At 71.1% G+C, this 25575-nt stretch carries 28 protein-coding genes, 1 tRNA gene and 1 pseudogene; 16 read left to right on the top strand and 14 right to left on the bottom strand.

Annotation, left to right across the window (positions count from 1 at the left end; genetic code table 11):
* The first annotated feature begins 642 nt into the window (after positions 1-642).
* From AB0J76_RS27325 to AB0J76_RS27310, 4 genes are all read left to right on the top strand, one after another.
* Positions 643-849: a cold-shock protein gene (locus tag AB0J76_RS27325; RefSeq protein WP_020545593.1), complete on the top strand. Its 207-nt coding sequence runs from the start codon at positions 643-645 to the stop codon at positions 847-849.
* A gap of 573 nt (positions 850-1422) precedes the next feature.
* Entirely contained in the window at positions 1423-2628 is a 1206-nt protein-coding gene (locus AB0J76_RS27320) for a DEAD/DEAH box helicase (RefSeq protein WP_352327074.1), read from the top strand.
* A gap of 464 nt (positions 2629-3092) precedes the next feature.
* Positions 3093-3248, top strand: a complete 156-nt coding sequence (locus tag AB0J76_RS27315; protein WP_352327073.1) for a hypothetical protein — start codon at positions 3093-3095, stop codon at positions 3246-3248.
* Complete coding sequence (locus AB0J76_RS27310) at positions 3245-4195, top strand: integrase core domain-containing protein (RefSeq protein ID WP_352327072.1); 951 nt, start codon at positions 3245-3247, stop codon at positions 4193-4195. The genes AB0J76_RS27315 and AB0J76_RS27310 overlap by 4 nt, the downstream gene beginning before the upstream one ends.
* A gap of 33 nt (positions 4196-4228) precedes the next feature.
* Here the strand turns inward: AB0J76_RS27310 and AB0J76_RS27305 are convergent, their stop codons facing one another.
* Positions 4229-4864: a TetR/AcrR family transcriptional regulator gene (locus tag AB0J76_RS27305; protein ID WP_352327071.1), complete on the bottom strand. Its 636-nt coding sequence runs from the start codon at positions 4862-4864 to the stop codon at positions 4229-4231.
* 85 nt (positions 4865-4949) lie between these two features.
* On the opposite strand from AB0J76_RS27305, the gene AB0J76_RS27300 reads away from it, so the two are divergent.
* Together AB0J76_RS27300 and AB0J76_RS27295 are read left to right on the top strand one after the other, a co-directional pair.
* Positions 4950-5342: a DUF1761 domain-containing protein gene (locus AB0J76_RS27300; protein ID WP_352327070.1), complete on the top strand. Its 393-nt coding sequence runs from the start codon at positions 4950-4952 to the stop codon at positions 5340-5342.
* A complete protein-coding gene (locus tag AB0J76_RS27295; RefSeq protein ID WP_352327069.1) occupies positions 5339-5749 on the top strand; it encodes a DUF1801 domain-containing protein in 411 nt (136 codons plus the stop codon). Before AB0J76_RS27300 ends, AB0J76_RS27295 begins: the two co-directional genes overlap by 4 nt.
* 191 nt (positions 5750-5940) lie before the next feature.
* Here the strand turns inward: AB0J76_RS27295 and AB0J76_RS27290 are convergent.
* Together AB0J76_RS27290 and AB0J76_RS27285 are read right to left on the bottom strand one after the other, a co-directional pair.
* Positions 5941-6462: pseudogene (locus AB0J76_RS27290) on the bottom strand (leucine zipper domain-containing protein); the annotation flags it as partial.
* A gap of 428 nt (positions 6463-6890) precedes the next feature.
* A tRNA-Ile gene (locus tag AB0J76_RS27285) sits at positions 6891-6964 on the bottom strand.
* Between the two features lie 239 nt (positions 6965-7203).
* Between AB0J76_RS27285 and AB0J76_RS27280 the strand changes: the two genes are divergently transcribed.
* A complete protein-coding gene (locus AB0J76_RS27280; protein ID WP_352327068.1) occupies positions 7204-7731 on the top strand; it encodes a histidine phosphatase family protein in 528 nt (175 codons plus the stop codon).
* Between the two features lie 308 nt (positions 7732-8039).
* On the opposite strand, the gene AB0J76_RS27275 is transcribed toward AB0J76_RS27280, so the two are convergent.
* A complete protein-coding gene (locus tag AB0J76_RS27275) occupies positions 8040-8972 on the bottom strand; it encodes a LysR family transcriptional regulator (RefSeq protein ID WP_352327067.1) in 933 nt (310 codons plus the stop codon).
* A 96-nt stretch (positions 8973-9068) separates the two neighbouring features.
* Between AB0J76_RS27275 and AB0J76_RS27270 the strand changes: the two genes are divergently transcribed.
* Complete coding sequence (locus tag AB0J76_RS27270) at positions 9069-9293, top strand: DUF6158 family protein (protein WP_125631040.1); 225 nt, start codon at positions 9069-9071, stop codon at positions 9291-9293.
* Entirely contained in the window at positions 9293-9532 is a 240-nt protein-coding gene (locus tag AB0J76_RS27265; RefSeq protein WP_352327066.1) for a hypothetical protein, read from the top strand. Before AB0J76_RS27270 ends, AB0J76_RS27265 begins: the two co-directional genes overlap by 1 nt.
* 117 nt (positions 9533-9649) lie before the next feature.
* Here the strand turns inward: AB0J76_RS27265 and AB0J76_RS27260 are convergent, their stop codons facing one another.
* Positions 9650-9817: a hypothetical protein gene (locus AB0J76_RS27260; protein WP_352327065.1), complete on the bottom strand. Its 168-nt coding sequence runs from the start codon at positions 9815-9817 to the stop codon at positions 9650-9652.
* Complete coding sequence (locus tag AB0J76_RS27255; protein ID WP_364390790.1) at positions 9814-11445, bottom strand: sodium:solute symporter family protein; 1632 nt, start codon at positions 11443-11445, stop codon at positions 9814-9816. The genes AB0J76_RS27260 and AB0J76_RS27255 overlap by 4 nt, the downstream gene beginning before the upstream one ends.
* A gap of 226 nt (positions 11446-11671) precedes the next feature.
* Between AB0J76_RS27255 and AB0J76_RS27250 the strand changes: the two genes are divergently transcribed.
* A complete protein-coding gene (locus AB0J76_RS27250) occupies positions 11672-12451 on the top strand; it encodes a putative hydro-lyase (RefSeq protein ID WP_352327246.1) in 780 nt (259 codons plus the stop codon).
* Here AB0J76_RS27250 and AB0J76_RS27245 read toward each other — a convergent pair.
* Entirely contained in the window at positions 12360-14633 is a 2274-nt protein-coding gene (locus AB0J76_RS27245; RefSeq protein WP_352327245.1) for an excinuclease ABC subunit UvrA, read from the bottom strand. The genes AB0J76_RS27250 and AB0J76_RS27245 overlap by 92 nt on opposite strands.
* Positions 14634-14685: 52 nt before the next feature.
* Between AB0J76_RS27245 and AB0J76_RS27240 the strand changes: the two genes are divergently transcribed.
* Positions 14686-15306 carry a TetR/AcrR family transcriptional regulator gene (locus AB0J76_RS27240; protein WP_352327244.1) on the top strand — a complete coding sequence of 207 codons (621 nt, stop codon included), beginning with the start codon at positions 14686-14688 and terminating at the stop codon, positions 15304-15306.
* Here the strand turns inward: AB0J76_RS27240 and AB0J76_RS27235 are convergent.
* Positions 15248-15844 carry an AAA family ATPase gene (locus tag AB0J76_RS27235; RefSeq protein WP_352327243.1) on the bottom strand — a complete coding sequence of 199 codons (597 nt, stop codon included), beginning with the start codon at positions 15842-15844 and terminating at the stop codon, positions 15248-15250. The genes AB0J76_RS27240 and AB0J76_RS27235 overlap by 59 nt on opposite strands.
* Before the next feature lie 85 nt (positions 15845-15929).
* On the opposite strand from AB0J76_RS27235, the gene secY reads away from it, so the two are divergent.
* Positions 15930-17219, top strand: coding sequence for a preprotein translocase subunit SecY (secY, locus tag AB0J76_RS27230; protein WP_352327242.1), 1290 nt, complete (start codon positions 15930-15932; stop codon positions 17217-17219).
* Between the two features lie 52 nt (positions 17220-17271).
* Here the strand turns inward: secY and AB0J76_RS27225 are convergent, their stop codons facing one another.
* The 3 genes from AB0J76_RS27225 to AB0J76_RS27215 form a co-directional block, all read right to left on the bottom strand.
* The gene (locus AB0J76_RS27225; protein WP_352327241.1) at positions 17272-17970 is read right to left on the bottom strand and encodes a response regulator transcription factor; all 699 of its coding nucleotides are present in this window, start codon (positions 17968-17970) and stop codon (positions 17272-17274) included.
* Positions 17971-18008: 38 nt separating this feature from the next.
* On the bottom strand, positions 18009-19202 hold the full coding sequence (locus AB0J76_RS27220; RefSeq protein ID WP_352327240.1) for a sensor histidine kinase: 1194 nt from the start codon (positions 19200-19202) through the stop codon (positions 18009-18011).
* 208 nt (positions 19203-19410) lie between these two features.
* Complete coding sequence (locus AB0J76_RS27215) at positions 19411-20316, bottom strand: aryldialkylphosphatase (protein WP_352327239.1); 906 nt, start codon at positions 20314-20316, stop codon at positions 19411-19413.
* Positions 20317-20465: 149 nt separating this feature from the next.
* On the opposite strand from AB0J76_RS27215, the gene AB0J76_RS27210 reads away from it, so the two are divergent.
* Complete coding sequence (locus AB0J76_RS27210) at positions 20466-20921, top strand: TIGR02611 family protein (RefSeq protein ID WP_352327238.1); 456 nt, start codon at positions 20466-20468, stop codon at positions 20919-20921.
* Between the two features lie 72 nt (positions 20922-20993).
* Complete coding sequence (locus AB0J76_RS27205; protein WP_352327237.1) at positions 20994-21923, top strand: hypothetical protein; 930 nt, start codon at positions 20994-20996, stop codon at positions 21921-21923.
* Here AB0J76_RS27205 and AB0J76_RS27200 read toward each other — a convergent pair.
* The gene (locus AB0J76_RS27200; RefSeq protein WP_352327236.1) at positions 21918-22238 is read right to left on the bottom strand and encodes a co-chaperone GroES; all 321 of its coding nucleotides are present in this window, start codon (positions 22236-22238) and stop codon (positions 21918-21920) included. The two genes, AB0J76_RS27205 and AB0J76_RS27200, sit on opposite strands and share 6 nt — an antisense overlap.
* A gap of 75 nt (positions 22239-22313) precedes the next feature.
* Positions 22314-23237, bottom strand: a complete 924-nt coding sequence (locus AB0J76_RS27195; RefSeq protein WP_364390780.1) for an endonuclease/exonuclease/phosphatase family protein — start codon at positions 23235-23237, stop codon at positions 22314-22316.
* A gap of 67 nt (positions 23238-23304) precedes the next feature.
* Here AB0J76_RS27195 and AB0J76_RS27190 point away from each other — a divergent pair, with 67 nt between their 5' ends.
* Positions 23305-24558, top strand: coding sequence for an ArgE/DapE family deacylase (locus AB0J76_RS27190; protein WP_352323685.1), 1254 nt, complete (start codon positions 23305-23307; stop codon positions 24556-24558).
* A 19-nt stretch (positions 24559-24577) separates the two neighbouring features.
* Here the strand turns inward: AB0J76_RS27190 and AB0J76_RS27185 are convergent, their stop codons facing one another.
* A complete protein-coding gene (locus tag AB0J76_RS27185) occupies positions 24578-24895 on the bottom strand; it encodes a rhodanese-like domain-containing protein (protein ID WP_352323684.1) in 318 nt (105 codons plus the stop codon).
* A 37-nt stretch (positions 24896-24932) separates the two neighbouring features.
* Here AB0J76_RS27185 and AB0J76_RS27180 point away from each other — a divergent pair, with 37 nt between their 5' ends.
* Complete coding sequence (locus AB0J76_RS27180) at positions 24933-25571, top strand: TetR/AcrR family transcriptional regulator (RefSeq protein WP_352323683.1); 639 nt, start codon at positions 24933-24935, stop codon at positions 25569-25571.
* Positions 25572-25575: the final 4 nt, after the last annotated feature.

The following is a 25575-nucleotide window of genomic DNA, read 5'->3' as shown; positions in this document are numbered from 1 at the left end:
GGTGCGGCTCCCAGTCGCAATCGTGCACGCTGAGCTGCCTGATATCCCGTCCGCCTAGAAGCATTTGCCGCGACTCTTGATGCGGTACCAGCCCGGGCCGCCGTACTCGGCGACCGGCTGGTTCTCGACCAGGTGGGCGACCCGATGTGTCACTGGAGTATTAGCCGATCCTCGACTGGCGAGCGGCCCGCTGCCGCCGAGTACCTCGCCGACCTGCCGGTCTGCTCGGTCGTACAGGCAGGCCGCGCTGGCCGGGACACCTGCGGGGCCCGGGACCGTAAGCCTTTCCCAGCCTGAATGGCGGCCTCTTTGATGAGCTGCAGGACGAGGAGATTGCCTGGCCGATCGGGATGGCGCGGTGCGGGCAACAGCGCAGTTGGACCTGGAACTTGCAGGTCAAGGCGGCGATGGCGCGCGGATGAGGTCGGCGTCGGCGGGGGCATGCGCAGCACGCCGGCACATGTGCTAGATTGGGATCAGTTGCAGTTGTGGTACCCATAAAGACTTTGTGTGCACCTGACGGTATGTAGCCTCAGGTGCATTTTTTGTTCTCCGGTCATTTCCGGGTGTGTGGTCCTATCGCGGCGACGCGGAATCCGTTCGATGCGGATTTCGGCTTTGCACCCATCGAAGGAGATCAACATGGCTTCTGGCACCGTGAAGTGGTTCAACGCGGAAAAGGGCTTCGGCTTCATCGAGCAGGACGGCGGCGGCGCCGACGTCTTCGCGCACTACTCCAACATCGTCGCCAACGGCGGCTACCGTGAGCTGCGCGAGGGCCAGAAGGTGGCCTTCGACGTCACGCAGGGCCAGAAGGGCCCGCAGGCCGAGAACATCGTTCCCGCCTGACACTGCGCACCACGTAGCCGGGGCCCGCGCCGCAGGGCGCGGTCCCCGGCGCGTTGCTTTTGTGGCATCCATCGTGCCGTGATGACCTCACAACCCGAGAAGCACAGCATGTCTGTTCTTCCGCCGCACACCGGATGCACCACCGATGGCTCCGGTTCGGGCATAGGCCCGCTCCAGTTCCAGGGCGCCGCATCACAGCCGCGTTCTTCCCGGCGAAAGCCGACCATTTCGACGTACGAGCCAGGCTGTTTCCGCCGGCTCGACTCGTCTTTCTTCGGCTCGTGCTAGCTGTTCTTGTGCCGCTCATCGCGCCGAGGATCCTGACACGTGCCGCATCGAGGAAGGTTCTGCATGAACCACGCAACTCGCGCGCACGATCGCAACTCTTCGCCCCGTACGGGCGGCTCCGCCCGAAGCAGGGGCGGCCGATTCAGCTCTCCGGCTCAGGGCCGTTCAGGCGCCTCCAACCGGTCCAGCAACGGGCGGCGTCCCGCCGCGCTCCAGAGAGAGTTCGCGCTGCCGGTCACCGTAACCCCGGCCCTGCCGGCAGCCGCGACATTCGCTGAGCTGAGCATGCCGCCCGCACTGCTCAAGGTGCTCAGCGGCCTGGGCGTGAACGAACCGTTCCCCATCCAGGCGGCCACGCTGCCGAACTCCCTGGCCGGCCGGGACGTCCTGGGACGGGGGCGCACCGGGTCGGGCAAGACACTCGCCTTCGGCCTGGCCCTGCTCGTCCGCACCTCCGGACAGCGGGCACAATCGCGGCGACCGCTCGCCCTGATCCTCGTCCCCACCAGGGAACTGGCCCAGCAGGTCACCGATGCGCTCACGCCGTACGCCCAAGCACTGAAGCTGCGGCTGGCCACGGTCGTCGGCGGCATGTCGATCAGCCGCCAGGCCCATGCGCTGCGCAACGGTGCCGAGGTCGTCATCGCGACCCCGGGACGGCTCAGAGATCTCATCGAACGCGGCGACTGCAGCCTGGACCAGGTCGGCATCACCGTGCTGGACGAGGCCGACCAGATGGCCGACCTGGGCTTCATGCCGCAGATCACCCACCTGCTCGACCAGGTGCGCCCAGATGGCCAGCGGATGCTGTTCTCCGCCACTTTGGACCGCAACGTCGATCTGCTGGTCCGCCGCTATCTGAGCGACCCGGTGGTCCATTCGGTCGACCCTTCGGCGGGCGCGGTCACCACGATGGAGCACCACGTGCTGCACATCCAGGGCGCCGACAAGCAGGCCACCACTGTGGAGATCGCTGCTCGCGACGGCCGGGTGATCATGTTCCTGGACACCAAGCACGCTGTGGACCGGCTCACCGAACAGCTGCTGAACAGCGGAGTGCGCGCCGCCGCGCTGCACGGAGGCAAGTCCCAGCCCCAGCGCACGCGCACCCTCGCCGAGTTCAAGAGCGGCCACGTCACGGCGCTGGTGGCGACCAACGTCGCGGCCCGCGGCATCCACGTCGACGACCTGGACCTCGTCGTCAACGTCGACCCGCCGAGCGACCACAAGGACTACCTGCACCGCGGCGGCCGCACCGCCCGCGCCGGCGAGTCCGGCAGCGTCGTCACCCTGGTGCTGCCCAATCAGCGCCGTGACATGACCCGCTTGATGGCCGACGCCGGTATCGTCCCGCAGACCAGCGAGGTCCGTTCGGGCGAGGCCGAGCTGAGGCGTATCACGGGCGCCCAGGCTCCCTCAGGCATCCCTGTGACGATCACCACACCGGTTGTCAGTCGCCGGTCGGGACGGAACGGCAGACGATTCCGGTAGCAGCGGATGGGGACTCGCCCAAGGCCAGGCAGTTGAGGCTTTTGGGCTGTTGGCAAGAGTGCTGAAGAGATCGGCCGGGCGGTGTGGATACCCGGCCGATCTTGCGGATGAGTGGGCTGCCGGCCCAGCGGGACAGTTGCCGCTACATGGTATCGAGGGTGACATCGCGGAGGTGGCGGGCGATGCCCCGGGCTGGTCAGGGGCGGTTGGGGTCATGGTGGAGCAGGGCCAGGACCTGTTGTTGTCTGCGCTGCTCGGCCGGGGCGATGGACGACCGGCTCAAGGTCGAGAAAGATCGAGGCTGGGAGATCTACCTGATCTTCGTTGGACGTAGTTGTCGCCGTCATCTCTGCGCCTGCCGAAAATTACATCGGCCGAGGTCATGACCATGTGAGGCCTTCTCGTGGCGGCGCGAACTCAGGGCCACCCGGGGGACGGAAACGCGTGTGGCAGGATGATGAGTCGTGCTCCCTCGCCTGGCCTACCTCACCGTCACGAACACGTTCGCCGCGCTGCGGTTGCTGCCCCTGAGCGATCGGGACAAGGACGTGGAGATACTCCCGTCCTGCGCCACCAGATCACCGTCCTCCAACGCCATGTCGGCGCCGACACCAGAGTGAAATTCGCACCCGAGGACCGGGCCTTTCTCGCCGCGCACCTGACCTCACTGCCGCGTGAGGTTCTGCCCCGGCTGCGGCTTGTCGTCCGTCCGGACACCGTCCTGCGCTGGCACCGCGACCTGATGAGACGGCGCCACGCCCGTACCTGCCAGCCGGGCCGACGTGGGCGCCGACCCACGATCCGGTCCATCCGCGCTCTCATCCTGCGCCTGGTTCGGGAGAACCCCGGCTGGGGCTATCGGCGGGTACATGGTGAGCTCGCCACACTCGGCATCAAGGTCGCGCCGTCCACGGTCTGGGAGATCCTCAAGCAGGAAGGCATCGACCCAGCACCCGAGCGAGCCTCCACCACCTGGGCTGACTTCCTGCGCTCGCAAGCCGACGCACTCCTGGCCTGCGACTTCATCGAAACCGTCACTCTTACCGGGCAGCGCCAGTACATCCTGGCCGTCATCGAGCACGCCACCAGGCGTATTCGTGTGCTCGGCACCACCGCTCACCCCACCGCCACCTGGGTAACCCAGGCGATCAGGAATCTCGTCATGGATCTGGAGGATGCGGGCAGCAGGGCACGGTCCCTGATTCGCGACCGAGACGGCACGTTCCCCACCCTCATCGAGGAGATCCTCGCCGAAGCCGGCACCCAAACCGTACTCACCGGCATTCGGATACCGCGGATGAACTCCATCGTGGAACGGTGGGCACCAACCTGCCGTCACGAACTCCTAGACCGCTGCCTGCTCTGGAATGAACACCACCTCCGCCAGGCCCTCGGCGAGTACGAGAAGTTCTACAACCAGCACCGCGCCCATCAAGCCCTCGATCAGGCAGCACCACTCCGCGCCGTCCCAGACCCGATCATCGAACCGGTGCGTGTCATTGACCTGACCATCCGCCGACATGACTGTCTCGGAGGCATCATCCACGCGTACTCACATGCTGCTTGAGCTGCACGGACGTAGTTTTCGGCAGGCGCACTCTCAAGCGGGGGTGAAGGCGGCGAGGAAGATGCGGGTGCCCTCGTCGGCCAGTTCGGTCAGCTCCTCGGGGGAGCCGACGGCCGCGTCGCCCAGGAAGGCGACCCGGTTGGTGGGGATCGAGGCGATCAGCCAGGTGAACATGTAGGCCGCGCGTTCGGGGTCGGGGGTGTTCAGCAGGCCGCGCCGGGTGAGCCTGGCGAAGGTCTCGGCGAGGAGTTTCAGGGTACGCCCCCAGCTCCGCTCGAAGTACTCGCGTCCGATGCCCGGGAAGCGCTCCGCCTCGGCGATGACGAGGCGTCGCATCTGCAGGACCTCCCGGTTCATCAACCCGGCGAGCGTCATCCTGGCGTGGTCCCGCAAGGCGGTCTCGAGGTCGTCCGCCTCCGCGAGCGCGTGGATCGCGGGCTTGAAGTACTCGTAACCGCGGTCGACGGTGTCCAGGACGACGCCGGCGAACAGTTCCTCCTTGTCGGCGAAGTATTGGTACACCGTCCGTTTCGAGGCGCCGGCGGCGGCGGCCACCGCGTCCATGCTCGTGCCGACGTAGCCGTGGGCGGTGAACACCGTGCGCGCAGCCGTGAGGATCTCCTGGCGCTTGCGCGCCGAGCGGGCCTCAGCCCGTGCCGAAGCGGTCAACGAACTACCTCCTTGACACAGAACACTACCCGGTTTAGTTTACAAACGTTGGAAACGGTACCGTTTAGTTTACCTTGGAGGGAACGTGGGTATCGCGATCTCCGTCCTCGTCGCCTCGCTCGCGGCGTTCGTCATCAGCTCGACCTACTACGCTCTGCTCACCTCGACCGAGAAACGCCTGCTGGACGAGCGCGCCCCGGACCGAGGCGATCGGCCGCCGCCCCTGAAGATCCTCCTGGAGCTGGCACGCGGCCTCATCGTCGCCTCGGCGATCGCGGGCCTGGCCCGGTACGCCGGCCTCACCGACGTCAAGTCGGCGGTCGTGCTCGGCCTGGTGCTCTGGCTCGGCTTTCCCGCAGTGCTGCTCACCGGTTCCATGATGTGGGAGAAGACCCCCGCCGCCACCGCGACGCTGCACGCCGGCGACTGGCTGATTAAGATCCTCGCCATCTCGGCGATCGTGGGTGCCTGGCTGTGAACGACGTACGCCCCTACGAGAGGGACCCACGCGTAGATGCCTACATTGACGCCCTGCCCGGGTGGCAGCAGGACATCTGCCGACAGGTCCGTGACCTGATCCACGCCGCCGACCCCGAGGTCAACGAGACCATCAAGCGAACCGTACAGCCCTACTTCGTGCTCAAGGGCAACGTGTGCGCCCTGCTCGCCGCCAAGGACCACGTCAACGTGTTCCTGTACGACGGCGCCATCGTCCCCGACCCCGAAGGCATCATCACGGCCGGCCACGACAACAAGACCGCCCGCACGGTGGCCTTCCGCCAAGGGGAAACGATCAACGCTCCCGCTCTCACCGCCATGTTTCGGCAGATCATCGCGAACAACCGAGCCGGCGGATGGCGCAAGCTGAAGAACCAGCCCGGATGAAGCGGCGGCCCCTGAAGCGGCGGCCCCGCCTGAAGGCTCCGGGGCGTCGGGCGTCCCGGTGTGCTTGCGGGTGCTCACCCGATCCGGAGCCGGACCAGCCAAAGGAGCGATCCCGGTCGGCGGCTGCGGCGCGGGGATCTATCCGAGGCGCCTGCGCCGGGACCTCGCCGCCGCACTTGGCTGGGATCGGACTCGGCCTTGCCGTTGGTCTGCGGGCGGTAGACGCGGGTGTGTTTGCCGGTCGCGCCGAGGTCGGCCAGGGCTTGGCGCCAGGCGGTGGCTCTGCGGTAGCTCCTGGCGTTGTCGGTGAGCACGCGTTAGATGCGCGTGATGCCCAGTCCGGCGAAGTGGGCGGCGGCGCGGCGGAGGAAGGCGGCGCAGGTGGCGGCCTTCTCGTCGGGGATGCGGCCGAGTTTCTTGACGTCGACGTGCACGACTTCGCCGGGTCTGTCGCGTTCGTAGCGGCGGATCGGCCGGCCGGTGGGCCGGTCCAGCCATGCCAGGCGGTGCAGGCCGTGGCGGGTCAGGACGCGGTGCACTGTGGAGGCGGGCAGGCCCAGGATCGGGCCGATACGGGCCAGGCCGGGCTTGCGCCTGGTGCGTAGCCGGCACACCTGCGCTTCCAGGTCAGGGGCGGTGCGGTGCGGGGTGGTGTGCGGGCGGCTGGGCCGGTCGTACAGGCCTGCCTCGCCTTCGGTGCGCCAGCGATGGAGCCCTCCGGCAGCGGATGGCGTAGGCCAGCTCGGTTGGGAGCCGGTGGAGGGCAGGCCGAAGACCGAGGCCAGCGACCGCACTATCGCCTTGGACGCCGACACCGTCACGGCGCCACGCGCGCACCGCAAGCGCCAAGCCGCTGAGCGGTTGAGCGCGGGGGAGGCGTGGACGGACAGCGGATTCGTCTTCACCGACGGGATCGGCCCATGCCTGGAGCCGTCCCTGGTGGCGAGGCTGAGGGGGCGTTCTGGCTTGGGCTTCTGGTGGTCGTCTTTGGGGTCTGAGTTGATGCTGGACGTCTAAACGATCTACCGCCGGTACACGGTCCGTACGCAAGAGCAACCAGCGAGCGACCAGCCGTGATCAAAAACGGGATCCGAGGCTGGCGAAAACCGAGAAATCCCAGGTCAGACGCAGTTTTGAAGAGTAGGGCGGGTGGGACTTGAACCCACGACCCACGGATTATGAGTCCGATGCTCTGACCGGCTGAGCTACCGCCCCTGGATTCAGTTGTGACATGCGGTGTGCGGCTGGTGGATCTTGGTGAGGCTCGCGCATGTCAAGGCTAGAGCATCGGATCCGGGAGTGCCGCACGGCCGGATGGGGACGGGGTCCCGCGGACATCATTCCATGCCGGGCAAGGTTGGTGGAGTCGTGTCGATCATATTCGGGTCTCGGTTGGGGGTTGTGTTTGCTGTGGGCGGAATGGGAGGGGTTGGGAGGGGAGGTACGGTGCCGATATGGCGATCAAGGTGGTGTACGAGACGCACTCCATCACGGTGGACAACGAGATCGGGGTCGCCACCGGGTGGCTGCCCGGGGAGTTGTCCGAGCGGGGGCGGGAGCTGGCCGCCGAGCTCGGGGTGCGGAGGCGGGAGGTGGACGTCGTCCACTGCTCGGATCTGCGTAGGGCGGTCGAGACGGTGGAGGTGGCGTTCGGGGGCGTCAAGGAGGTCCGGCTCGACGCGCGGCTCAGGGAGTGCGACTACGGCAGCTACAACGGACGGCCGGTGAGCGAGGTCGCGGCCCTGCGCCGGCGGCACATCGACACGCCGTGGCCGGGCGGGCAGAGCTATCGGCAGGTCGTGGCGGCGACGGCCGCGTTCCTCGAGGACCTGCGGAAGGAGTGGCAGGGGGCCACGGTGCTGGTGGTGTCCCATTCGGCCAATCGGTGGGCGTTGCAGCACCTGCTGGACGGCACTCCGCTCGAGGACCTGGTGGACGCGCCGTTCGAGTGGCGGCCCGGGTGGGAGTACGAGCTGGCATAGCGCCTTGGTGTGCGCAGGTGGCATAAGCACCTTGGAGTACGAAGCTGGTCTAACGCCCTGGGGTGCGGGGTGGCATGGTGCCGGAGGTACGGGGTGGCATGGCGGCTTGCCTGGAGGCGGGGGCCGGGTCAGGGTGGGATGGGGCCTGGATGGTCGTGGTGGTGGGCGCCGGACATGGCTGATGCGCCGATCGCGTCCGCGATCAGCGCCGGCGGGTGGAGCTGGGTTGTCTCCCGCCACTGGGGGTGCCGTCACGGTAACGGCGGGCCCAGGGGGCGAGGAGTTATTACTTCACTCCTATCAGGGTGTTATGGCGCGGTGCCGTACGCCGGGTTGCGGGCGAGCCAATCGGAGTAGACCGGACTGCGGCGTACGGCCTCGGTGTGTGCCTGTTTGGCCTGGGCGACGACCCAGGTGGCGTCGGGGGCGGTGGGGTGGCGGCCGAGGAGCTGCCGCCAGCGCAGCGGCGCGCCGGAGAGCGGGACCATGGCCAGCCCCGGCAGGGCCTGGTGGGTCGCCTGGCAGAGCACCACGGCGCGGCCCACCTGGGCGAGGTGGGTGCAGGTGGGCACGTCCGTCTCGTAGATCGTTCCGGGGGTGAAGCCGGCACGGGCGCAGGCCATGGCGAAGCAGTCGGCGAAGCAGCCGTCGCCGGGGGTGACGGCCCATTGTTCGCCGGCCAGGTCGGCCAGCTCCACCTCCTTCTCCTTGGCGAGCGGATGGTCCTCGCCGACGAGGGCGAAGACCGGGTCGACACTGATCGTCTCCCACAGGAGCGTTCCTGTGGGGGTGCCGGAGTCGCCGCAGGCGCCGGTCAGCACGTAGTCGAGGCGGCCGAGCTCGACCATGTTGATCAGCTCGTGCGTTGACCACGACGTGAACGTGGTGACCGTGCGCTCCGCGGCCAGCCGGTCGACCAGGCCGCCGAGTATCGGGCCGTTGGTGGCGCCGATGCGGAAGCCGGGGGAGGGGGTGTGGGCGAATCGTACGGCCTCGTCCTGCAATTCCTTGGCCGCGGGGAGCAGCACGCGCGCCCGGGCGAGCACCAGCTCGCCGAGCCGCGTGGGACGCGCCCCGTGGCGGTCACGTTCGAACAGGGCGCCGCCGAGCACCCTCTCGATCCGTTTGAGCTGGGCGGTGAGGGCCGGCTGCGCCAGCCCGAGCAGGGACGCGGCCTTGCTCACACTTCCCGCGTCCGCTACCGCGCGGACGATCCTGAGGTGCCTGAGCTCGAGGTCCATACCGGGAAGGTAAGGCGACGAATCGCTCCCAAACAATGGCTATATGTCAGGAATTGTGACAGATATTGTCGGGGGTGTCTGGGGTAGGGGGAACCCATGACGACGATGGGAATAGATCCGGCCCAGCTCAGCGACGAGGATGTGGTACGCGAGCTGCGGCAACTCCATGCCACTCGTAGTGACACATTCTTCCATGGATCAGACGATGCTCTGGCACGTCACACTTCCCGTACCAACGAGCTAGAGGCGGAATACCTTCGCAGGTTCCCCGACCGCGAGGTCGATCCGGCCAGGCTGAGGGAGGGGGCGAGGCAACGTTGATGTCCGAGGGGCATGACGTGCAGGAGCTGTCGGACGTCGACATCCACGTCTACGAGGCGGTGGCCTCGCAGGTGGTCGGGTCCGGCGGCGTGGCCGGCCTGGAGGCGGTGATCCGGGCGACCGGCCTGGAGGACGACGAGGTGCGCGACAGCCTGGCCGTTCTCACGGGCCAGGGGTACGTCGTCCCGCGGGGCGACGGGTACGGCCTCGGCCCCCACACCTTCGAGGTCGAGTACTGAACGGACGCGGACGGCTCAGCGCCGCCGCAGGGGGTGCCGGTGCGGGAATGCCGGTGCGGAGCCCGCAGGCCGGGCGTGCGGCCTGCGGGCTCGGTGGCTCGATCGGAGCCCGTACGGCTAGGGCTTGAGGGGGCGGAGGCGGGCCCACAGGACGAAGGCGGCGCCGAAGACGGCCATCGGCAGGCCCGTCCACAGGTTCACCGCGTCCCCCAGCAGGCCGGCGACGACGAGGATCGCGCCGTACAGCAGGAACAGCCCGCCGATCACCATCCGGATGTCGCTCACAGGATCACTCCGTACAACAGGGCGGCCAGGATCACGGCGGCGGTGCCGAGCAGCACCGGCGAGCGGTACCAGCGGGTGTCGCCGGCCAGGGCGTCATCCTCCAGGTCCGCGGCGCTCAGGCCGTACACCAGGCCGCGCAGCTCCCGCTCCGGCTTGGGCGTGGTGACCAGCGTGACGATCACCGACACCACCACGTCCACGGCGAAGGCGATGCCCGCGCCCCAGAAGCTGGCGTTCAGCTCGGTGCCGAAGTCCACCACGCCGGCCTTGTAGGCGAAGTACGACGCGAAGGCGCTCAGCGTCCCCGCCAGCAGCCCCCAGAACCCGGCCCACGGCGTCATCCGCCGCCAGAACAGCCCGACGACGAACGTGGCGAACAGCGGCGCGTTGAAGAAGCTGAACAGCGCCTGCAGGTAGTTCATGATGTTGGAGTAGCCGGCCGCGATGAACGCCGTGCCCACGCCGAGCGCCACGCCGGCGACGGTGGCGACGCGCCCCACGTTCAGGTAGTGGCCGTCCGGCCGGTCGGGGCGTACGTGCGCCTGCCAGATGTCGTTGGTGAACACCGTGTTGAACCCGCTGATGTTGGCCGCCATCCCCGCCATGAACGAGGCCAGCAGCCCGGTCACCGCGACGCCGAGCACGCCGTTCGGCAGCAGGTCGCGCATGAGCAGCGGGATCGCGTCGTTGTAGTCCTGGCCCTTGCCCAGGTCGCCGAAGAGCACCAGCGCGATCATCCCCGGCAGCACCGTGACCAGCGGGATCAACAGCTTGGGGAAGGCCGCGATGATCGGGGTCATCCGGGCCGCGTTGGTGTTCCTGGCCGACAGGGCGCGCTGCACCTCGGCGAAGTTCGTCGTCCAGTAGCCGAAGGAGAGCACGAACCCCAGCCCGAAGACGATCCCGATCCAGTGGGCCTGCATCGGGTTGGCGCCGGCGGTTCCGGCCCAGGTGTGCAGGCCGCCCTCGCCGAGCGCGCTCTGCCGTACCTTGTCGAACAGCCCTGCCACGCCGCCGACCTTGACCAGGCCGAGGACGGTCAGCGGGATCAGCCCGGCGAGGATCACGAAGAACTGCAGCACCTCGTTGTAGATGGCCGAGGACAGGCCGCCGAGCGTGATGTAGGAGAGCACGATCAGCGCCGAGACCACCACCGACACCGGCAGCGGCCAGCCCAGCAGGGCCTCCATGACCAGGGCGAGCGCGTACAGGTTCACCCCGGCGATGAGGATCTGCGCGACCGCGAACATGAGGGCGTTCAGCAGCTGGGTGGCGCCGTTGAAGCGCCTGCGCAGGAACTCCGGGACGCTGCGCACCTTCGAGCGGTAGTAGAAGGGCATCATCACGATGCCCAGGAACACCATCGCGGGGACGGCGCCGATCCAGTAGTAGTGCACGGTCATCGCGCCGTACTGGGCGCCGTTGGCCGCCATGCCGAGGATCTCGATCGCGCCCAGGTTGGCCGACACGAACGCCAGCCCGGTGATCCAGGCGGGCAGTCCGCGGCCCGCGAGGAAGAAGTCGAGGCTGGAGCTGATCCGGCGGCGGGCGGCGAACCCGATGGCGAGCACGGTGGCGAAGTAGACCGCGATGAGCAGGTAGTCGAGGAGGTTGACGTCTAATCGCACAACCGGCCCGCTACCCGGAAAACACCGCGATAGCCGCGCCTCGGACCGCGAGCGGCGGGCGCCGGTTGTCGTGGGGGTGTGGTGCCGGTGCTGTGCGTTGCTTGCGGTGGGAGGTGAGGGTGTGGCCGGCGGTGAGGGTGTGGCGGGGGGTGTGGGGGCGTGGTGCCGGTGATGTGCACAGGGCGGCGATGTGGACCGGGTGGGGCGGTCGCCATAGTGTCGAGAGGTGGACGTCGCCACCTTGACCCCCGCCCAGGCGCGGGCCCGCTTCCGCGTCGGCGAACGGGTGCCCACCGCGGGCTGGTGCCGCGGCTGGACGCAGGCCAACCTGATCGCCGTGCCCGCCGCCCTGCGGTACGAGCTGCTGCTGTTCGCCCACCGCAACCCCCAGGCCTGCCCCGTGCTGGACGTGGGCGAGCCGGGCGCCTGGTCGACCACCCTGTTCCGCGGCGACCTGCGCACCGACCTGCCCGGCTACCGCCTCTACCGCGACGGCGAGCCGGTGGCCGACCTGGACGAGGTGACCGGCCAGTGGCGGGACGACCTCGTGCCGTTCCTCATCGGCTGCAGCTTCACCTTCGAGGCGGCGCTGCTGGCCGCCGGTGTCCCGGTGCGGCACCTGGAACAGGGCAGGAACGTGCCGATGTACCGCACGAACGTGTCCTGCGAGTCCACCGCCTCGTTGTCGGGGCCGCTGGTCGTCTCGATGCGGCCGGTCCCGGAGGAGCTGGTGCGGACGGCCGTCGAGGTGAGCGGCAGGTATCCGCGGGTGCACGGCGCGCCGGTGCACGTGGGCGACCCGGCCGCGATCGGCGTGCTCGACCTGGGGCGTCCCGACTTCGGTGACCCGGTGGAGCTGCGGCCGGGGGACGTGCCGCTGTTCTGGGCCTGCGGGGTGACGCCGCAGGCAGCGGTCATGGCGAGCGGCGTGGAGTACGCGATCGGTCATCTGCCAGGGCACATGGCCGTGCTGGACGTCCGGGACGACGACTATCGAGTGACTTGACCAGATATTTCGCGGTATAGGTGGATGCTTCGGTCAGTTCGGCCGGGGTGCCTTCGAAGATCACCTCGCCGCCGTGCCGGCCCGCCTCGGGGCCGAGGTCGATGACCCAGTCGGCGTGCTTGACCACGTCGAGGTCGTGCTCGACGACGATGACCGTGTCGCCGCCGTCCACCAGCCGGTCGAGCAGGGCCAGCAGCGTGTCCACGTCGGCCATGTGCAGGCCGGTCGTCGGCTCGTCGAAGACGTACACCTGGCCGCGCTCGCGCATCCGGTGCGCCAGCTTGAGCCGCTGCCGCTCCCCGCCGGACAGCGTGCTGAGCGGCTGCCCGAGGGTCAGGTAGCCGAGCCCGAGCGCGCCGAGCCCGCCGATGCCCGGCAGGTCGAACAGGCCCGCGGCCTCCTCGGCCGTCATCGCGAGCACGTCCGCGATCGTGCGGCCCTCCACCGTGTACGACAGCGCCTGCTCGCTGTACCGGCTGCCCCCGCACGCGTCGCACACCCGGGTCACCGGGTCCATGAACGCCAGATCCGTCTTGATCTCGCCGCGCCCCTTGCACACCGGGCACGCGCCGGCCGAGTTGAAGCTGAACAGCCCCGGCCGCACCCCGTGGGCGTCGGCGAACAGCTTGCGCAGCGGGTCCATGGCGTCGAGGTAGGTCGCCGGGGTCGAGCGCGGCGAGCCGCCGATGGCCGACTGGTCGATGAGCACCACGTGCGGATGCCGGGCGACCAGCTCCTGGCGCATCAGCGTGCTCTTGCCCGACCCGGCCACGCCGGTGACCGCGGTGAGCACGCCGAGCGGCACGCGTACGGTGACGTCCTTGAGGTTGTGGGCGTTCGCGTTCTCGACGGTCAGCCAGCCGGCCGGGGCGCGCACGGCGTCCTTGAGCCCGGTGACCCGCCGCAACATGCGGCCGGTCAGCGTGCCGCCGGACGTCAGCGCCGCCACCGTGCCCTCGAACACCACCCGGCCGCCCCGCGTGCCCGCGCCCGGCCCCATGTCCACCACGTGGTCGGCCAGCTCGATCAGGTCGCGGTCGTGCTCGACGACCAGCACCGTGTTGCCCTTGTCACGCAGCTCGACCAGCAGGTCGCCGAGCCGGTGGACGTCACGCGGGTGCAGCCCCACGCTGGGCTCGTCGAAGATGTACGTCATGCCGGTGAGGCTGCTGCCCAGGTTCCGCACGGTCTTGAGCCGCTGCGCCTCGCCGCCCGACAACGTCGGCGTCCCGCGGTCGAGGCTGAGGTAGCCGAGGCCGATGGCGTCGATCCGGCGCAACGACTCCACCGCCGCCTCCGCCACCGGGTCGCGGAGGCCCTCCAGCACGCCGATGAGGTCGGTCACCTCCATCGCGCAGTGGTCGGCGATGGACAGCCCGTCGATGCGCGAGGCCAGCGCGGCCGCGTTGAGCCGCCGTCCGCCGCACTCCGGGCAGGTGGCCTGCCGCACGTACGGCGCCGCGGCCTTGTCGAGCTGGTCGAGGTCGCGCTTGAGGTGGACGCGCTCGAACCGGGTGACCAGCCCCTCGTAGGTGTTGGTGTACTCACCCCGGCTGACCTTGAAGCCGCCGCCGTACAGCAGCAGGTCTCGCTCCTGCGGCGTGAAGCCGCGCAGCGGCTTGTCCGGGTCGAACAGCCCCGACCTGGCGTAGAGCTGCCACACGTACGACCCGGGCGGGGCCATGCGGATCGCGCCCTCGTTCAGCGAGAGCTCCTCGTCGAGCATCTTGCCGACGTCGGCCTCCACCTTCTTCCCCAGGCCGTCGCAGACCGGGCACATGCCCTGCGGGTCGTTGAACGAGTACGCCGTCGCGGGCCCCGCCGACGGCTCGCCGCGCCGCGAGAACAGCACCCGCAGGATCGCGTGCACCTCGGTCATCGTGCCCACGGTCGAGCGGGCGCCGCCGCCGACCGGCTTCTGGTCCACGATCACGGCGGCGGTCAGGCCGGACATGCGCTCGGCGCGCGGGCGCTCGTGCTTGGGCAGCCGGTTCCTGACGAACGCGCTGAAGGTCTCGTTGAGCTGCCGCTGGGACTCCGTGGCGATGGTGCCGAACACGATCGAGGACTTGCCCGACCCCGACACGCCGGTGAACACCGTCAGCCGCTCCTTGGGCAGCCGCAGCGAGACGTCCTTGAGATTGTTCTGCCGCAGGCCGATCAGCTCGATGTCGCGCGACACGGGACACACCCCCAATAGCTTTGGCTACTACCTATAGCCTAAGCTATTCCATGTGGCTGACATTCCCGACCGGCGAGCACGACGACGAGCCGAGACGCAGGCCGAGATCCTCGGCATCGCCCTCGACGTGATGGCGGAGGAGGGCGTCGCGGGGCTGAGCCTGGCGACCGTGGCCAGGCGGCTCGGGATCCAGCCGCCGTCGCTGTACAAGTACTTCCCGTCCCGGCACGCGGTCTACGACGCCCTGTTCAGGCGCGGGCAGGAGGGCTATCTGGAGGCCGTGCGGCGGGGGGCCGAGGCGCATGAGCCGGGGCTGGCGGCCATGGGGCCGTCCCTGGAGGCCGGAGCGCGGTGGATCATGGAGAACCAGGTGCTGGCCCAGCTGATGTTCTGGCGGCCGGTGCCGGGGTTCGCGCCCTCGCCGGAGGCGTACGCGCCCGCGCTGGCCGTCCACGAGCATTTCGCCGAGCTGATCAGGGCCGCGGTCGGGCGCGGGGAGCTGCATCCCGACGCCGCGGGCGAGGAGGGGCTGGCCCTGGCCGCGAGCCTGATCGCCGGGCCCGTGTCCCAGCAGCTCAGCAACGAGCCGGGCGCCTCCTACGAGGAGGGGCGGTTCACCCGGCTCGTCCCCCGGCTGCCGGCCGTGTTCGCGGCGGTGTACCCGCCGCCGTGAGCTGGTCGCCGACCGGCGGCGCGCCCCGCCGGTTGTCGATCTCCAGGTGCGGCACGACGGGCGGCTCGTCCACCCGGATGTTCCGCAGGTAGTCGGCGAAGGCCGCCAGCTTGCCGGCGTCCCTGGCCAGGCCGCGCGCCTCCAGCCGGGCGCGCAGCGTCGGCCCGTCCGAACGCACCCACAACAGGCGCACGGGCGGGCCGCCCAGCTCCGCCACCCACTGAGCCCACCGCGCCGCGTCGTGCACCTGCGCGGTGAACGGGCCGTCGAGCAGCACCGGGCAGCCGTGGCCGCGGATCTGCGCGGCGATCCTGGTCAGGCCGGTGTACTCATGGTGCTTGACGTGCCGGTCGTACCAGGGGCCCTCGCGCTCGCCCTGGTCGCGGCCGTGGGCCCGCAGGACCTCCGCGACGAGGTCGCCGTAGACGGTGTCCTTGTCGAGCAGGGCCGGCACCGGCGACAGGCGGGCCAGCAGCTCGGCCGCCACCGTGGACTTGCCCGCCCCCGGCGGCCCGCTGATCACCCACACGGTCGTCATGCGCCCAACCTACGCGGATCTGCGTATTCGGGTGCCTCGCCTGGGCGGACGACGTCCGGCGCGCCCGCGGACAGACTTCCTGCTCATGCTGACCGTCTTCGCCAGAGCGTTCCGGGTGCCGGAGCTGCGCAGGAAACTGCTGTCCACGTTGGGGCTGATCGTGCTGTTCCGCCTCGGCCAGATCATGCCCGCCCCCGGCGTGGACGTCGTGGCCGTGCGGCAGTGCGTGGGCTCGGCGAGCGGCGGCGTCTTCGACATGATGCAGATGCTCAGCGGCGGCGCGATGTTGCAGCTGTCGGTGTTCGCGCTGGGCGTCATGCCCTACATCACGGCCAGCATCATCCTGCAGCTGTCCGCCGTGGTGGTGCCGCGGCTCGACGCGCTGAGGAAGGAGGGGTCCAACGGGCAGGCGCGGATCACCCAGTACACCCGTTACCTGACCGTCGGCCTCGCCGTCCTGAACGCCACCACCGTCGTCACCCTGGCCCGTTCGGGGAACCTGCTGCCCGGGTGTGCCCGTCCGCTGCTGCGCGACCAGGGGCTGCTCGCGGTGTCCGTGATCGTGGCGACGATGGTCGCGGGCACCTGCGTGGTCATGTGGATGGGGGAGCTGATCACCGACCGGGGGATCGGGAACGGCATGTCGATCCTGATGTTCACGCAGGTCGTGGCGGTGTTCCCGGGGTACCTGGCCAAGATCTTCGTGCTCACGCCGTTCGGGTTCGCGGTGATGCTGGCGGCCGGGCTGTGCCTGGTGGCGGCGGTGGTGTTCGTCGAGCAGGCCCAGCGGCGGGTGCCCGTCCAGTACGCCAAGCGCATGGTGGGGCGGCGCATGTACGGGGGGAGCAGCACGTACATCCCGCTCAAGGTCAACCAGGCGGGGATCGTACCGGTGATCTTCACCTCGTCGCTGCTCTACGTGCCGACGCTGGCCGCGCCGCTGCTCGGCGCGGAGGCGGGCGCCTGGGTCTCGCGCAACCTGACCGCCGGCACCCATCCGCTCTACATGAGCGTGTACGTGCTGCTGATCGTCTCCTTCGCCTACTTCTACGTCGCGATCACTTTCAACCCCGTCGAGGTGGCCGACAACATGCGGCGGTTCGGGGGGTTCGTGCCGGGGATCCGGCCGGGCGCGCCGACGGCCCGCTACCTGGCGTACGTGTTGTCGCGGCTGACCGCGCCCGGAGCCCTCTACCTCGGCGTGCTGGCGCTGCTGCCGCTGGTGGCGTTCGCGATCCTGCGCGACCCCGGCACGCAGCAGAACTTCCCCTTCGGCGGGACCAGCGTGCTCATCATGGTCGGCGTCGGGCTGGACACGGTCAAGCAGATCGAGGCCCAGCTCCAGCAGCGCAACTACGAGGGCTTCCTGCGGTAGGCCGCGGGCCCGGCTCGGCGCGGCGGCGCCAGCCCGGCCCGCACCGCCCGGCTCAGAGCGGCGGCGCGAGCCCGGCCCGCATGGCGAACACCACCAGCTGGGCCCGGTCGCGGGCGCGCAGCTTCACCATGGCCCGGCTGACGTGGGTGCGCACGGTGTCGGGGCTGATCACCAGCTCCCTGGCGATCTCGTCGTTGGACCGGCCCGTCGCCACCCACGCCACCAGCTCGCGCTCGCGCGGGGTGAGTGTGTCCAGACCCTCGACGGGCTCGGCGCCGCCGCGGCCGAACAGCCCGATGACCTTCCTGGTGATGGACGGCGACAGCAGCGCCTCGCCGGCCGCCACCACGCGCACGGCGTTGACCAGCTCGTCGGGCGCGCTGTCCTTGAGCACGAAGCCGCTCGCCCCGGCCTGGAGGGCGGCGAAGACGTACTCGTCGACGGCGAACGTCGTCACCACGACGATCCGGGTGCCGGCCAGGGTGGGATCGCCGGCCACGGCGCGCAACGCGGACAGGCCGTCGGTGCCGGGCATGCGGATGTCGAGCAGCAGCACGTCGGGACGGGTGCGGCGGATCAGGTCGAGCGCCGCGGCGCCGTCGGCCGCCTCGCCCACGCACTCCATGCCGGGCTCCCGCTCCAGCAGCGCCCGCAGCCCCATCCGCACGACGGCCTGGTCGTCGGCGACCGCCACCCTGATCGCGCGCCCCCCGGCGTCGACATCGGGCGGGGCTGCGCCGGGGTCGTGCACGTCCGGGGCTGGACGGTGAGGGCCTGGGCCGGGCGCGGTCATGCCTCGGACCGGGGGAAGCGGGCGGTCACCTGGAAGCCGCCGCCCTCGCGGGGACCGGCGGTGAGCCGGCCGCCCGCCTCGGCGACGTGGGCGCGCATCCCGGCCAGCCCGCGGCCCTCGGCGGCGCCGTTCCAGCCCGCGCCGCGGTCGGCCACCTCCAGGACGAACCCGCACGGCCCGTCGGCCAGGCGCACCGAGGCCCTGGTCGGGCCGGCGTGCCGGAGCACGTTCGTCAGGGACTCGCGGACCACCCGGTAGACGGCGTCCCTGAGATGGGCGGGCACGGCCGGGTCGGCGGGCTCGACGTCGACCGGCAGGCCGGCGGCGCGTACGCCCGCGACGAGGCCGGTCAGGTCGCCGGCCGGCGGGTCGATGCCGTCGAGCGCGGCGCGCAGGTGGGCCAGGGCGGTCGTGCTGGTCTCCCTGATCGCCCGGAGCGAGGCCCGTGCCTGCTCGGGGTCGTCGTCGAGGACGACGAGCGCGAGCCCGGCCTGCATCGCGATGGCGGCGAGCCCGTGACCGGCGGCGTCGTGCACCTCTCCGGCGATCCGCGCCCGCTCGGCCGCCACCGCCCCGGCCTCACCGGGAGGAACGGCCTCCGGCGCGTACGGGGTGGTGGCGGTCGCGAAGGCAGCGGCGGTGGCGGCGGGCCCGGCGGGGCTGGTAGGCCCGGCAGGACGGGTAGGCCCGGCGGGACCGATGGGCCCGGCGGGACGAACGGTGGCGGCGGGGTGGGCGACCGCGGGCGCCGGGATCCCCCAGGCCGCACCCACCGGCCAGGCCCCGCGCCCCGAAGCCGCCTCCCCAGCCCCCGGACCGCACAGCCCCCCGCCCCCGGCAACGGACACCCCCGGAACGAACGCGGACGGCGACGTGCTCTGCGAGGCCGCCCCGGACGGCGACCCGATGCGAGAGCCGGCGGCAGACGGCGGCGTGCTGTGGGAGGCGAGCGCGGACGGCGGTGGGGCGGTGTCGGAGGCGTGGGACGAGGGCGGGGGCTCGGCGTCGGCGGCGGCCGCCGCTGCCGCGGCCCTGGCCTGCGCGAGGCCGCTGAACGACCACGGGACGGCCAGCCACCCGGCCCAGGCCAGCATGACCACGACCGGGACGTCGCCCACCCGGCTCAGGCGCGACAGCGCCGCGAACGGCCTGCGCAGGCGCCCGCCGCGTTGCGTGTGCTCGCTCACCATCCCCCACCCGGCCAGGCTCGTGTCGCCCCTGATCCTAGCGAGTTCCGGGCGGCGAGGTCCGATCACCGCCCGCCCGGCCGCCCTGAGACGATCTTGCCGAGAGGTCCCGGATCAGCCCCACCGGCGCAGGGAAGCCGACCGGGTCCGCGAGTCAGCCGGTGAAGGGGAGCCGGTCGGGTCAGCGCATTCCGTTGGTCAGCCGGGCGGGTCAGCGCATGCCGTCGGTCAGCCAGCGCAGGGGGTTGTCGTGGGTGATCAGGCGGATGACGTCCTCGCCGGTGCCGGCCTCGCGCAGGCGGGGGAGCAGGCTGTGGAACAGGTGGGCGTAGCCGCAGCCGCCGTACCGCTGGACCTGGGCCACGCGGCTCAGGCCGGTGCTGAGGAGCAGGCGGTCGGCGTGGCCGTCCTCGATGAGGCCGAGCGCGATCCTGGCCGCCTGGTCGGGGCCGAGCGCCAGGACGCTGAGGCTGACGTACGCGCCCGCCTCGGCGATCTTGCGGGCGCCGCCCAGGTCGCCGGAGTAGCCGGCGGCCACGCGGGAGCCGGGCAGGTTCTCGCCGAGCAGGATCTCCAGCAGCGCCAGGGCGTTCTGGCCGTGGGTGGCGACGGGCAGGCGCGACTGCCGGGAGGCGCGGGCGGCGGCGCGCAGGCAGCGCTCCTCGCGGGCGGTGGGCTCGGCGCCCCAGCTGCCGACCTCGCCGATCACGCCGGGGAAGACACCCGTGCCGTCCACGCCGCTGGAGATCTCGGTCATCAGGCGCCGGGTGAGCTGCTCGACGTCCTCGTCGCCGACGTCGCTGAACGGCTGGGCGAAGAAGCCGGTGGAGGCGATCACCGGCACCCGGCTGCCCGCCGCGATGCGGGCCAGGGCGGCGGCGTCGCGACCCATGCCGAGGCAGGTCAGGTCGACCACCAGGTTGAGCTCGTCGGACTGGCGCAGCTCGCGGAGCTCCGCGGTGACAGTGGTCTCCTCGTCGAGCCAGCGGTGGGGGTCGGAGTCGATGCCGACCGCCCAGCGCATGTCGTTGCGCAGGTGCTCGTGGGGGAGTACGGCGCCGTTCACCGCTGCCGCGCGAATGGGGCCGGTGACGGTGCGAAGGATGACCTCGGGCATAGCAGACATTAACCGATAGTTGCCGGAATCCCCTCCCTTCTGGCGGGAAATTTTACTCTTCGTCCTGTTTGGCGACCTGCTAGTGGTCTGCAAGTGTTCCTGTCGATGTGGGCCGTATCCTGAGAGACAGCCGACGACACGGGGGAGACGTGCCGATCCAGAACTCCGAGACGGGCGACGCCGACGTGATGAAGGACGAGGCCGCCGACCGCTCCGCCATGCCCGCCCGCCGCGGCGGCCTGAAGGGCCGGCTCGACGGCATACGGTCCACCCGCGCGGGCGCGCTCACGCTGAAGATCGTGGTCGGCGTCATCGGCGCGGTGATGGTGGTCGGCGGCCTGATCATGGTGCCGTTCCCCGGGCCGGGCTGGCTCGTGGTGTTCGCCGGGCTGGCGGTGCTGGCCACCGAGTTCCACTGGGCCCACCGGGTGCTGGAGTTCGGCAAGCAGACGCTGCACGCCTGGACGCAGTGGTACAAGCGGCAGGGCTGGACGGTGCGCATCCTCGTGCTGCTGGTGACCGTGGCCGCCGCCGCGGTGATCGTCTATTTCGGCATGCTGACGCTCGGCATCGACCTGCTGGAGATCGCCCAGCGTTTCGTCTAGTTCCGGAGGGGCTTTCAGACCGGGTCGTTATCGTTCCCGGAATCGCCGCCTTTCCCTGCCTATTCTGCGGGCGTGATCGCTCACCTCGCCGTCGTGCTGTCGCTGACGTTCCTCGCCCCGGCCGCCGCTCGGGCCGACCTGACGTTGCCGGAAACCGGCGGCATGAAATATCACGAGAAATCGGGTGACCCGGTCCGGCTCAGCGCGTACGGGCTCGGCACCGGCCGCACGTACCTGCGCGCCGCCGCCGGCGACGCCTTCACCCGGCAGAAGGGCCTGTCGGAGGTGGCGGTCTCGCCCGACGGCCACCTGACGGCCGGGGTGCCGTCCTCGTACCGGGCGGGCTACGACTCCGTGGTCGTCACCGACCGGGCCACCGGCAGGGCCACGCGGATCCGTACCGTCAAGAAGCCCATGACGGCGGCCTACGCGTCCTGGTCCAGGGACGGTGGGAAGGTCGCGCTCACCGTCGAGCAGAAGATCGGCGGCACGTGGCGGGTGCTCGGCTTCACGGTGGTGGACGTGCGCGCGGGCACCGCGAGCACCGTCCGCGTCACGGGCCTGGCCCGGCGGGCCGGGTTCTGGTGGAGCCCCGACGGCAACCTCGTCAGCATGTACGGCACCGGCCTGCGCGTCTACCGCCCCACGGACGGCGCGGTGCTGCGCACGTACGCGAACGTGGGCCTGCCGACCGGCCCGGAGGACTCCTACGCGCCCTCGGGCAAACGCCTGACGACGTGGTGCCCCTCGCGGTTCAAGGAGCAGGTGTGCCTGGTCGACCTGGCCACCGGCACGATCGCCCAGCGCGTGGCCGTCAAGCCGGCGGCCCTGTTCGGCTGGTGGGACGACACGCACCTGATCGCCGTCACGACGGCCGGGAAGGGCCGCCGCCTGTCGGTGCTCGACCTGACCGGCCGGACGACGCGGGTGCTCGCGGACGTGCCCGCCGCCACCTGGGCCGCCGAGCTGTGGGTCAACTTCGCCAGGACCCGCGTGTCATAGGTACAGGCCCGTGCCGTGGTCGGTCTCCTGGGTGGCCACCGCGTGCAGGTCGCGCTCGCGCATGACGAGGTAGACCCGCGCGTGCACCTCGACCTCGAACTGGTCTTCCGGGTTGAACAGCACCTTGTCGCCCACCTTGACCGCGCGCACGTTCGTGCCGACGCCGCAGACCTCGCCCCACGCCAGCCGGTTGGCCATCTTGACCGTCGCGGGGATGACGATCCCGGAGCCGCTGCGCCGCTCCTCGGCCTCCTGCTCCAGCCGGATCATCACTCGGTCGTGCAGCATCTGAATCTCGAACTTGGGCGCTTCCACGGGTCACAGTTTACGAGCCGCCGCAGCTCCGGAATCCCGCGATCCTCCCAGGTCCTGTTCCCGCCGGCGTCCGGGTCACGGCAGCAGGAGCTCGGCGTACACCGGACGGTGGTCGCTGCCGACCGGCGCGAGCACCCGGAAGTCCCGCACCGCCATGCGCTCGCCGGCCAGTACGTGGTCGATCGTCACGCCGGGCAGCGGCCCCCAACCGCCCCACGTCGCCGACAGGCCGCGGCCCATGGCGTCGGCCGCGTCGCGGTACCCGGCGGCCAGCAGCTCGCGGAGCGGGAGGTGGTCGAGGGTGGCGTTGAAGTCGCCGGCCAGCACGCGCAGCCGTCCGTCGCCGCGCGGCAGGCGTTGCAGGCCCGCCAGCCAGCACGGCCGTCTGCCCGTCCGCTTGGGGGCGCACGGATGCACCGAGACGATCTCCACCCGGGCCCCGCCGGGATGTCTCAGCACGGCCGTGGCCTGGCCGAACCCGCCCGCCTCGATCAGCTCGCCCGCGGTGAGGGGATGGCGGGCGTACACGGCCGAGCCGCCCGCGCCCGGGGCGGGCCACGTCACCGCGTACGGCAGCAGCTCGCGCAGCCCGGCCGCCGCCAGCCGCCGCTCGGCGAGGGGCGTGAACTCCTGCAACGTCAGCACGTCCGGCCGCAGCGACCTGACCTGCGCGGTCAGGCCGGCCGCGTCGGCCGTGCCGAGCAGCAGGTTGGCGGCCAGCACGCGCAGCGCCGCGCCGTGGGCGGCCGGCGCGGCGTCGGGCAGGGCGTCGGGCAGGGCGCGGGGCAGCACCGCGACGCCCAGCGCCAGCACCGTGACCAGCGCGACCATCCCCGCCGCCCACCGCCGCAGCAGCCCGGCCAGGGCCAGGCCCAGCGCCGCCCCCACCGCCGCGTGCGGCGTGAACGCGACCACCGGCACCCACGGCCAGTCCGGCTCGAACCCGCTCAGGCGCACCGCCGCCCAGACGGCGAACGGCGTCACGGCGATCCAGCTCATCCAGCTACGCACGTCCTGTATCGCCATATATCGTGAAAGGCGTTCACGGCGTGAGAAAGTGTGCTCCATGCGCGACGTGGAAGCCAGGGTCCTGAACGCCATCGACGAGGCGGAGACCGTCGGCCTGCTGGCCGAGACGGTGCGCGTCCCGAGCGTCACGGGCACCGACGCCGAGTCCGACCTCCAGCACCGCTTCGCCCGCCTGCTCACCGAGGCCGGCCTGGACGTGGACGTCTGGAAACTCGACCTCGCCGACCTCACCGCGCGCGCCGGCTTCCCCGGCACCGAGGCCCCCAGGCAGGAGGGTTACGGCGTCGTCGCCGTGACCGAGGGCGAAGGCGTGCCGGCACTCGCCCTCCAGGGCCACGTGGACGTCGTCCCGACTGGCGACCTGGCCAAATGGGAGGGCAGCGACCCGTTCGCCGCCCGGATCACCGGCGACGTGCTGCACGGCAGGGGCGCCTGCGACATGAAGGCCGGCCTGGTGGCCAACCTGGCCGTCGTACGGGCGCTGAAGCGGGCGGGGGTGCGCCTGGCCAGGCCCCTCGCGGTGCACTGCGTGATCAGCGAGGAGGACGGCGGCCTCGGCGCGTTCGCCACCCTGGCCAGGGGGCACACGGCCGAGGCCGCCGTGATCACCGAGCCCACCAGCGGCGCGGTCATCACCGCCAACGCCGGCGCGCAGACCTTCCGGCTGGAGATCGCCGGCCGCGCCGCGCACGGCGCCACGCGGTACGAGGGCGTCAACGCGATCGAGGTCTTCTGGCCGGTGTTCGAGGCGATCAGGCGTCTGGAGGCCGAACGCAACCGGGACGTGCCGGAGCTCTTCGGCGACAACCCCATGCCGTACCCCATCGAGGTCGGCACCGTGCGGGCCGGCGACTGGGCGAGCACCGTGCCCGACCTGCTGGTGGCCGAGGGACGCCTCGGTGTGCGGCTGGAGGAGGACCCGGCCGCGGCGCGGGCGGCCTTCGAGGAGGCCGTCGCCTCGACCGGTCACCCGTGGCTGCGGGACAACCCACCCGCGGTGACCTGGCCGGGCGGCCAGTTCGCCAGCGGCCGGCTGCCCGCCGGGCACGAGCTGCTCGGCGCGGTGAACGAGGCCGTCGCCGACGTCGCGGGCCGCCGTCCGGCCGAGGCCGCCGCGCCGTACGGGAGCGACCTGCGCCTGTACGCTGCGGGCGGCGTCCCGACGCTGCACTACGGCCCGGGGGACGTCCGGTTCGCGCACGCGCCCAGGGAGCAGGTCGAGCTGGCCGAGCTGCGCGAGGTCACCCGCGCGCTGGCGCTGCTCGCGGTGCGCCGCTGCGGAGTCCTGTGAGCGGTTCCCGGGACGACGGTCACAGGGACGACTCGACCGGCAGGCCGGCCCCCACCCAGTCCTCGATGCCCTCGACGTACCGGCGCACGTCGGTGTAGCCGAGCGCGGTCAGCCGGTTGGCCACGGCCTTGCTGTTGCCGCAGGCGGGGTTGGAGCAGTAGGTGACGATGGTGGCGTCCTTGTCGGGCAGCAGCTCGGCGGCGCGCTCGGCGACCTCGCTCTCCACCAGGGCGACGGCCCCGGGCAGGTGCTGCTGGGCGTAGTAGGAGCCGCCGAGCGTGTCGAGCACGGTCACGCTGCCCAGACGGGCGTGCAGCTCCTCGCGGGTGATGGTCATTGTGGCCTCCAAGCGAAATGGACTAAAGTCCGGATGTGTGAATGGCCAGGAACCTAACGGACCGCAGTCCGGTTCGTCAAGCGAGCCGCTGGAGCTGCTGACCGGCAAACCGGTCAGGGAACGCGCGGACGCGGCGCGCAACAGGGAGAAGGTGCTCGCGGCCGCCGCGCGGCTGTTCGCCGAGAAGGGCGTGGAGGCGGTGTCGATGGACGCGGTCGCCGCCGCGGCGGGCGTCGGCAAGGGCACGCTGTTCCGCAGGTTCGGCGACAAGTCGGGGCTGGCGGTGGCGCTGCTCGACGCCCGCGAGCGCGACCTGCAACAACGCGTGTTGTCCGGGCCGCCGCCCGTCGGCCCCGGCGCTCCGGCCGCCGAGCGCCTGACCGCCTTCACGGCCGCCTACCTCGACTACCTCTACGCCCACCTCGACCTGGTGCGGATGTCGGAGACGGCCAGCCCGGGGGCCCGCTACCGCATCGGCGCCTACCGCTTCTGGCACCGCCACATCGCGATCCTGCTGGCCGAGGCGCGGCCCGGCGCCGACGCCGACGTGCTGGCCCACACGCTGCTGGCCGCGATGGGCGCGGAGGCGGCCGGGGTGCTGCGCGAGGAGTACGGCCGCGAGCGCGCGACCGCGGGCATCACGGCCCTGGCCGCCGCCCTCGTCCAGCCGGTCTAGCCCA

It is taken from the genome of Nonomuraea sp. NPDC049624 (assembly GCF_040675255.1).
GTDB lineage: Bacteria > Actinomycetota > Actinomycetes > Streptosporangiales > Streptosporangiaceae > Nonomuraea.
The sequence above is the reverse complement of the archived record's forward strand: the minus strand, read 5'-3'. Positions and strand labels throughout refer to the sequence as shown.

Excerpts from the sequence above, each read along its gene's own strand:
- AB0J76_RS27220 (WP_352327240.1), bottom strand. The coding sequence starts at position 19,202 with ATGGTGAGCGAGCACACGCAACGCGGCGGGCGCCTGCGCAGGCCGTTC.
- AB0J76_RS27215 (WP_352327239.1), bottom strand. The coding sequence starts at position 20,316 with ATGCCCGAGGTCATCCTTCGCACCGTCACCGGCCCCATTCGCGCGGCA.
- AB0J76_RS27275 (WP_352327067.1), bottom strand. The coding sequence starts at position 8,972 with ATGGACCTCGAGCTCAGGCACCTCAGGATCGTCCGCGCGGTAGCGGAC.
- AB0J76_RS27270 (WP_125631040.1), top strand. The coding sequence starts at position 9,069 with ATGACGACGATGGGAATAGATCCGGCCCAGCTCAGCGACGAGGATGTG.
- AB0J76_RS27195 (WP_364390780.1), bottom strand. The coding sequence starts at position 23,237 with ATGAGCTGGATCGCCGTGACGCCGTTCGCCGTCTGGGCGGCGGTGCGC.
- AB0J76_RS27185 (WP_352323684.1), bottom strand. The coding sequence starts at position 24,895 with ATGACCATCACCCGCGAGGAGCTGCACGCCCGTCTGGGCAGCGTGACC.
- AB0J76_RS27235 (WP_352327243.1), bottom strand. The coding sequence starts at position 15,844 with ATGACGACCGTGTGGGTGATCAGCGGGCCGCCGGGGGCGGGCAAGTCC.
- AB0J76_RS27320 (WP_352327074.1), top strand. The coding sequence starts at position 1,423 with ATGCCGCCCGCACTGCTCAAGGTGCTCAGCGGCCTGGGCGTGAACGAA.
- AB0J76_RS27190 (WP_352323685.1), top strand. The coding sequence starts at position 23,305 with ATGCGCGACGTGGAAGCCAGGGTCCTGAACGCCATCGACGAGGCGGAG.
- AB0J76_RS27280 (WP_352327068.1), top strand. The coding sequence starts at position 7,204 with ATGGCGATCAAGGTGGTGTACGAGACGCACTCCATCACGGTGGACAAC.
- AB0J76_RS27265 (WP_352327066.1), top strand. The coding sequence starts at position 9,293 with ATGTCCGAGGGGCATGACGTGCAGGAGCTGTCGGACGTCGACATCCAC.
- AB0J76_RS27325 (WP_020545593.1), top strand. The coding sequence starts at position 643 with ATGGCTTCTGGCACCGTGAAGTGGTTCAACGCGGAAAAGGGCTTCGGC.
- secY (WP_352327242.1), top strand. The coding sequence starts at position 15,930 with ATGCTGACCGTCTTCGCCAGAGCGTTCCGGGTGCCGGAGCTGCGCAGG.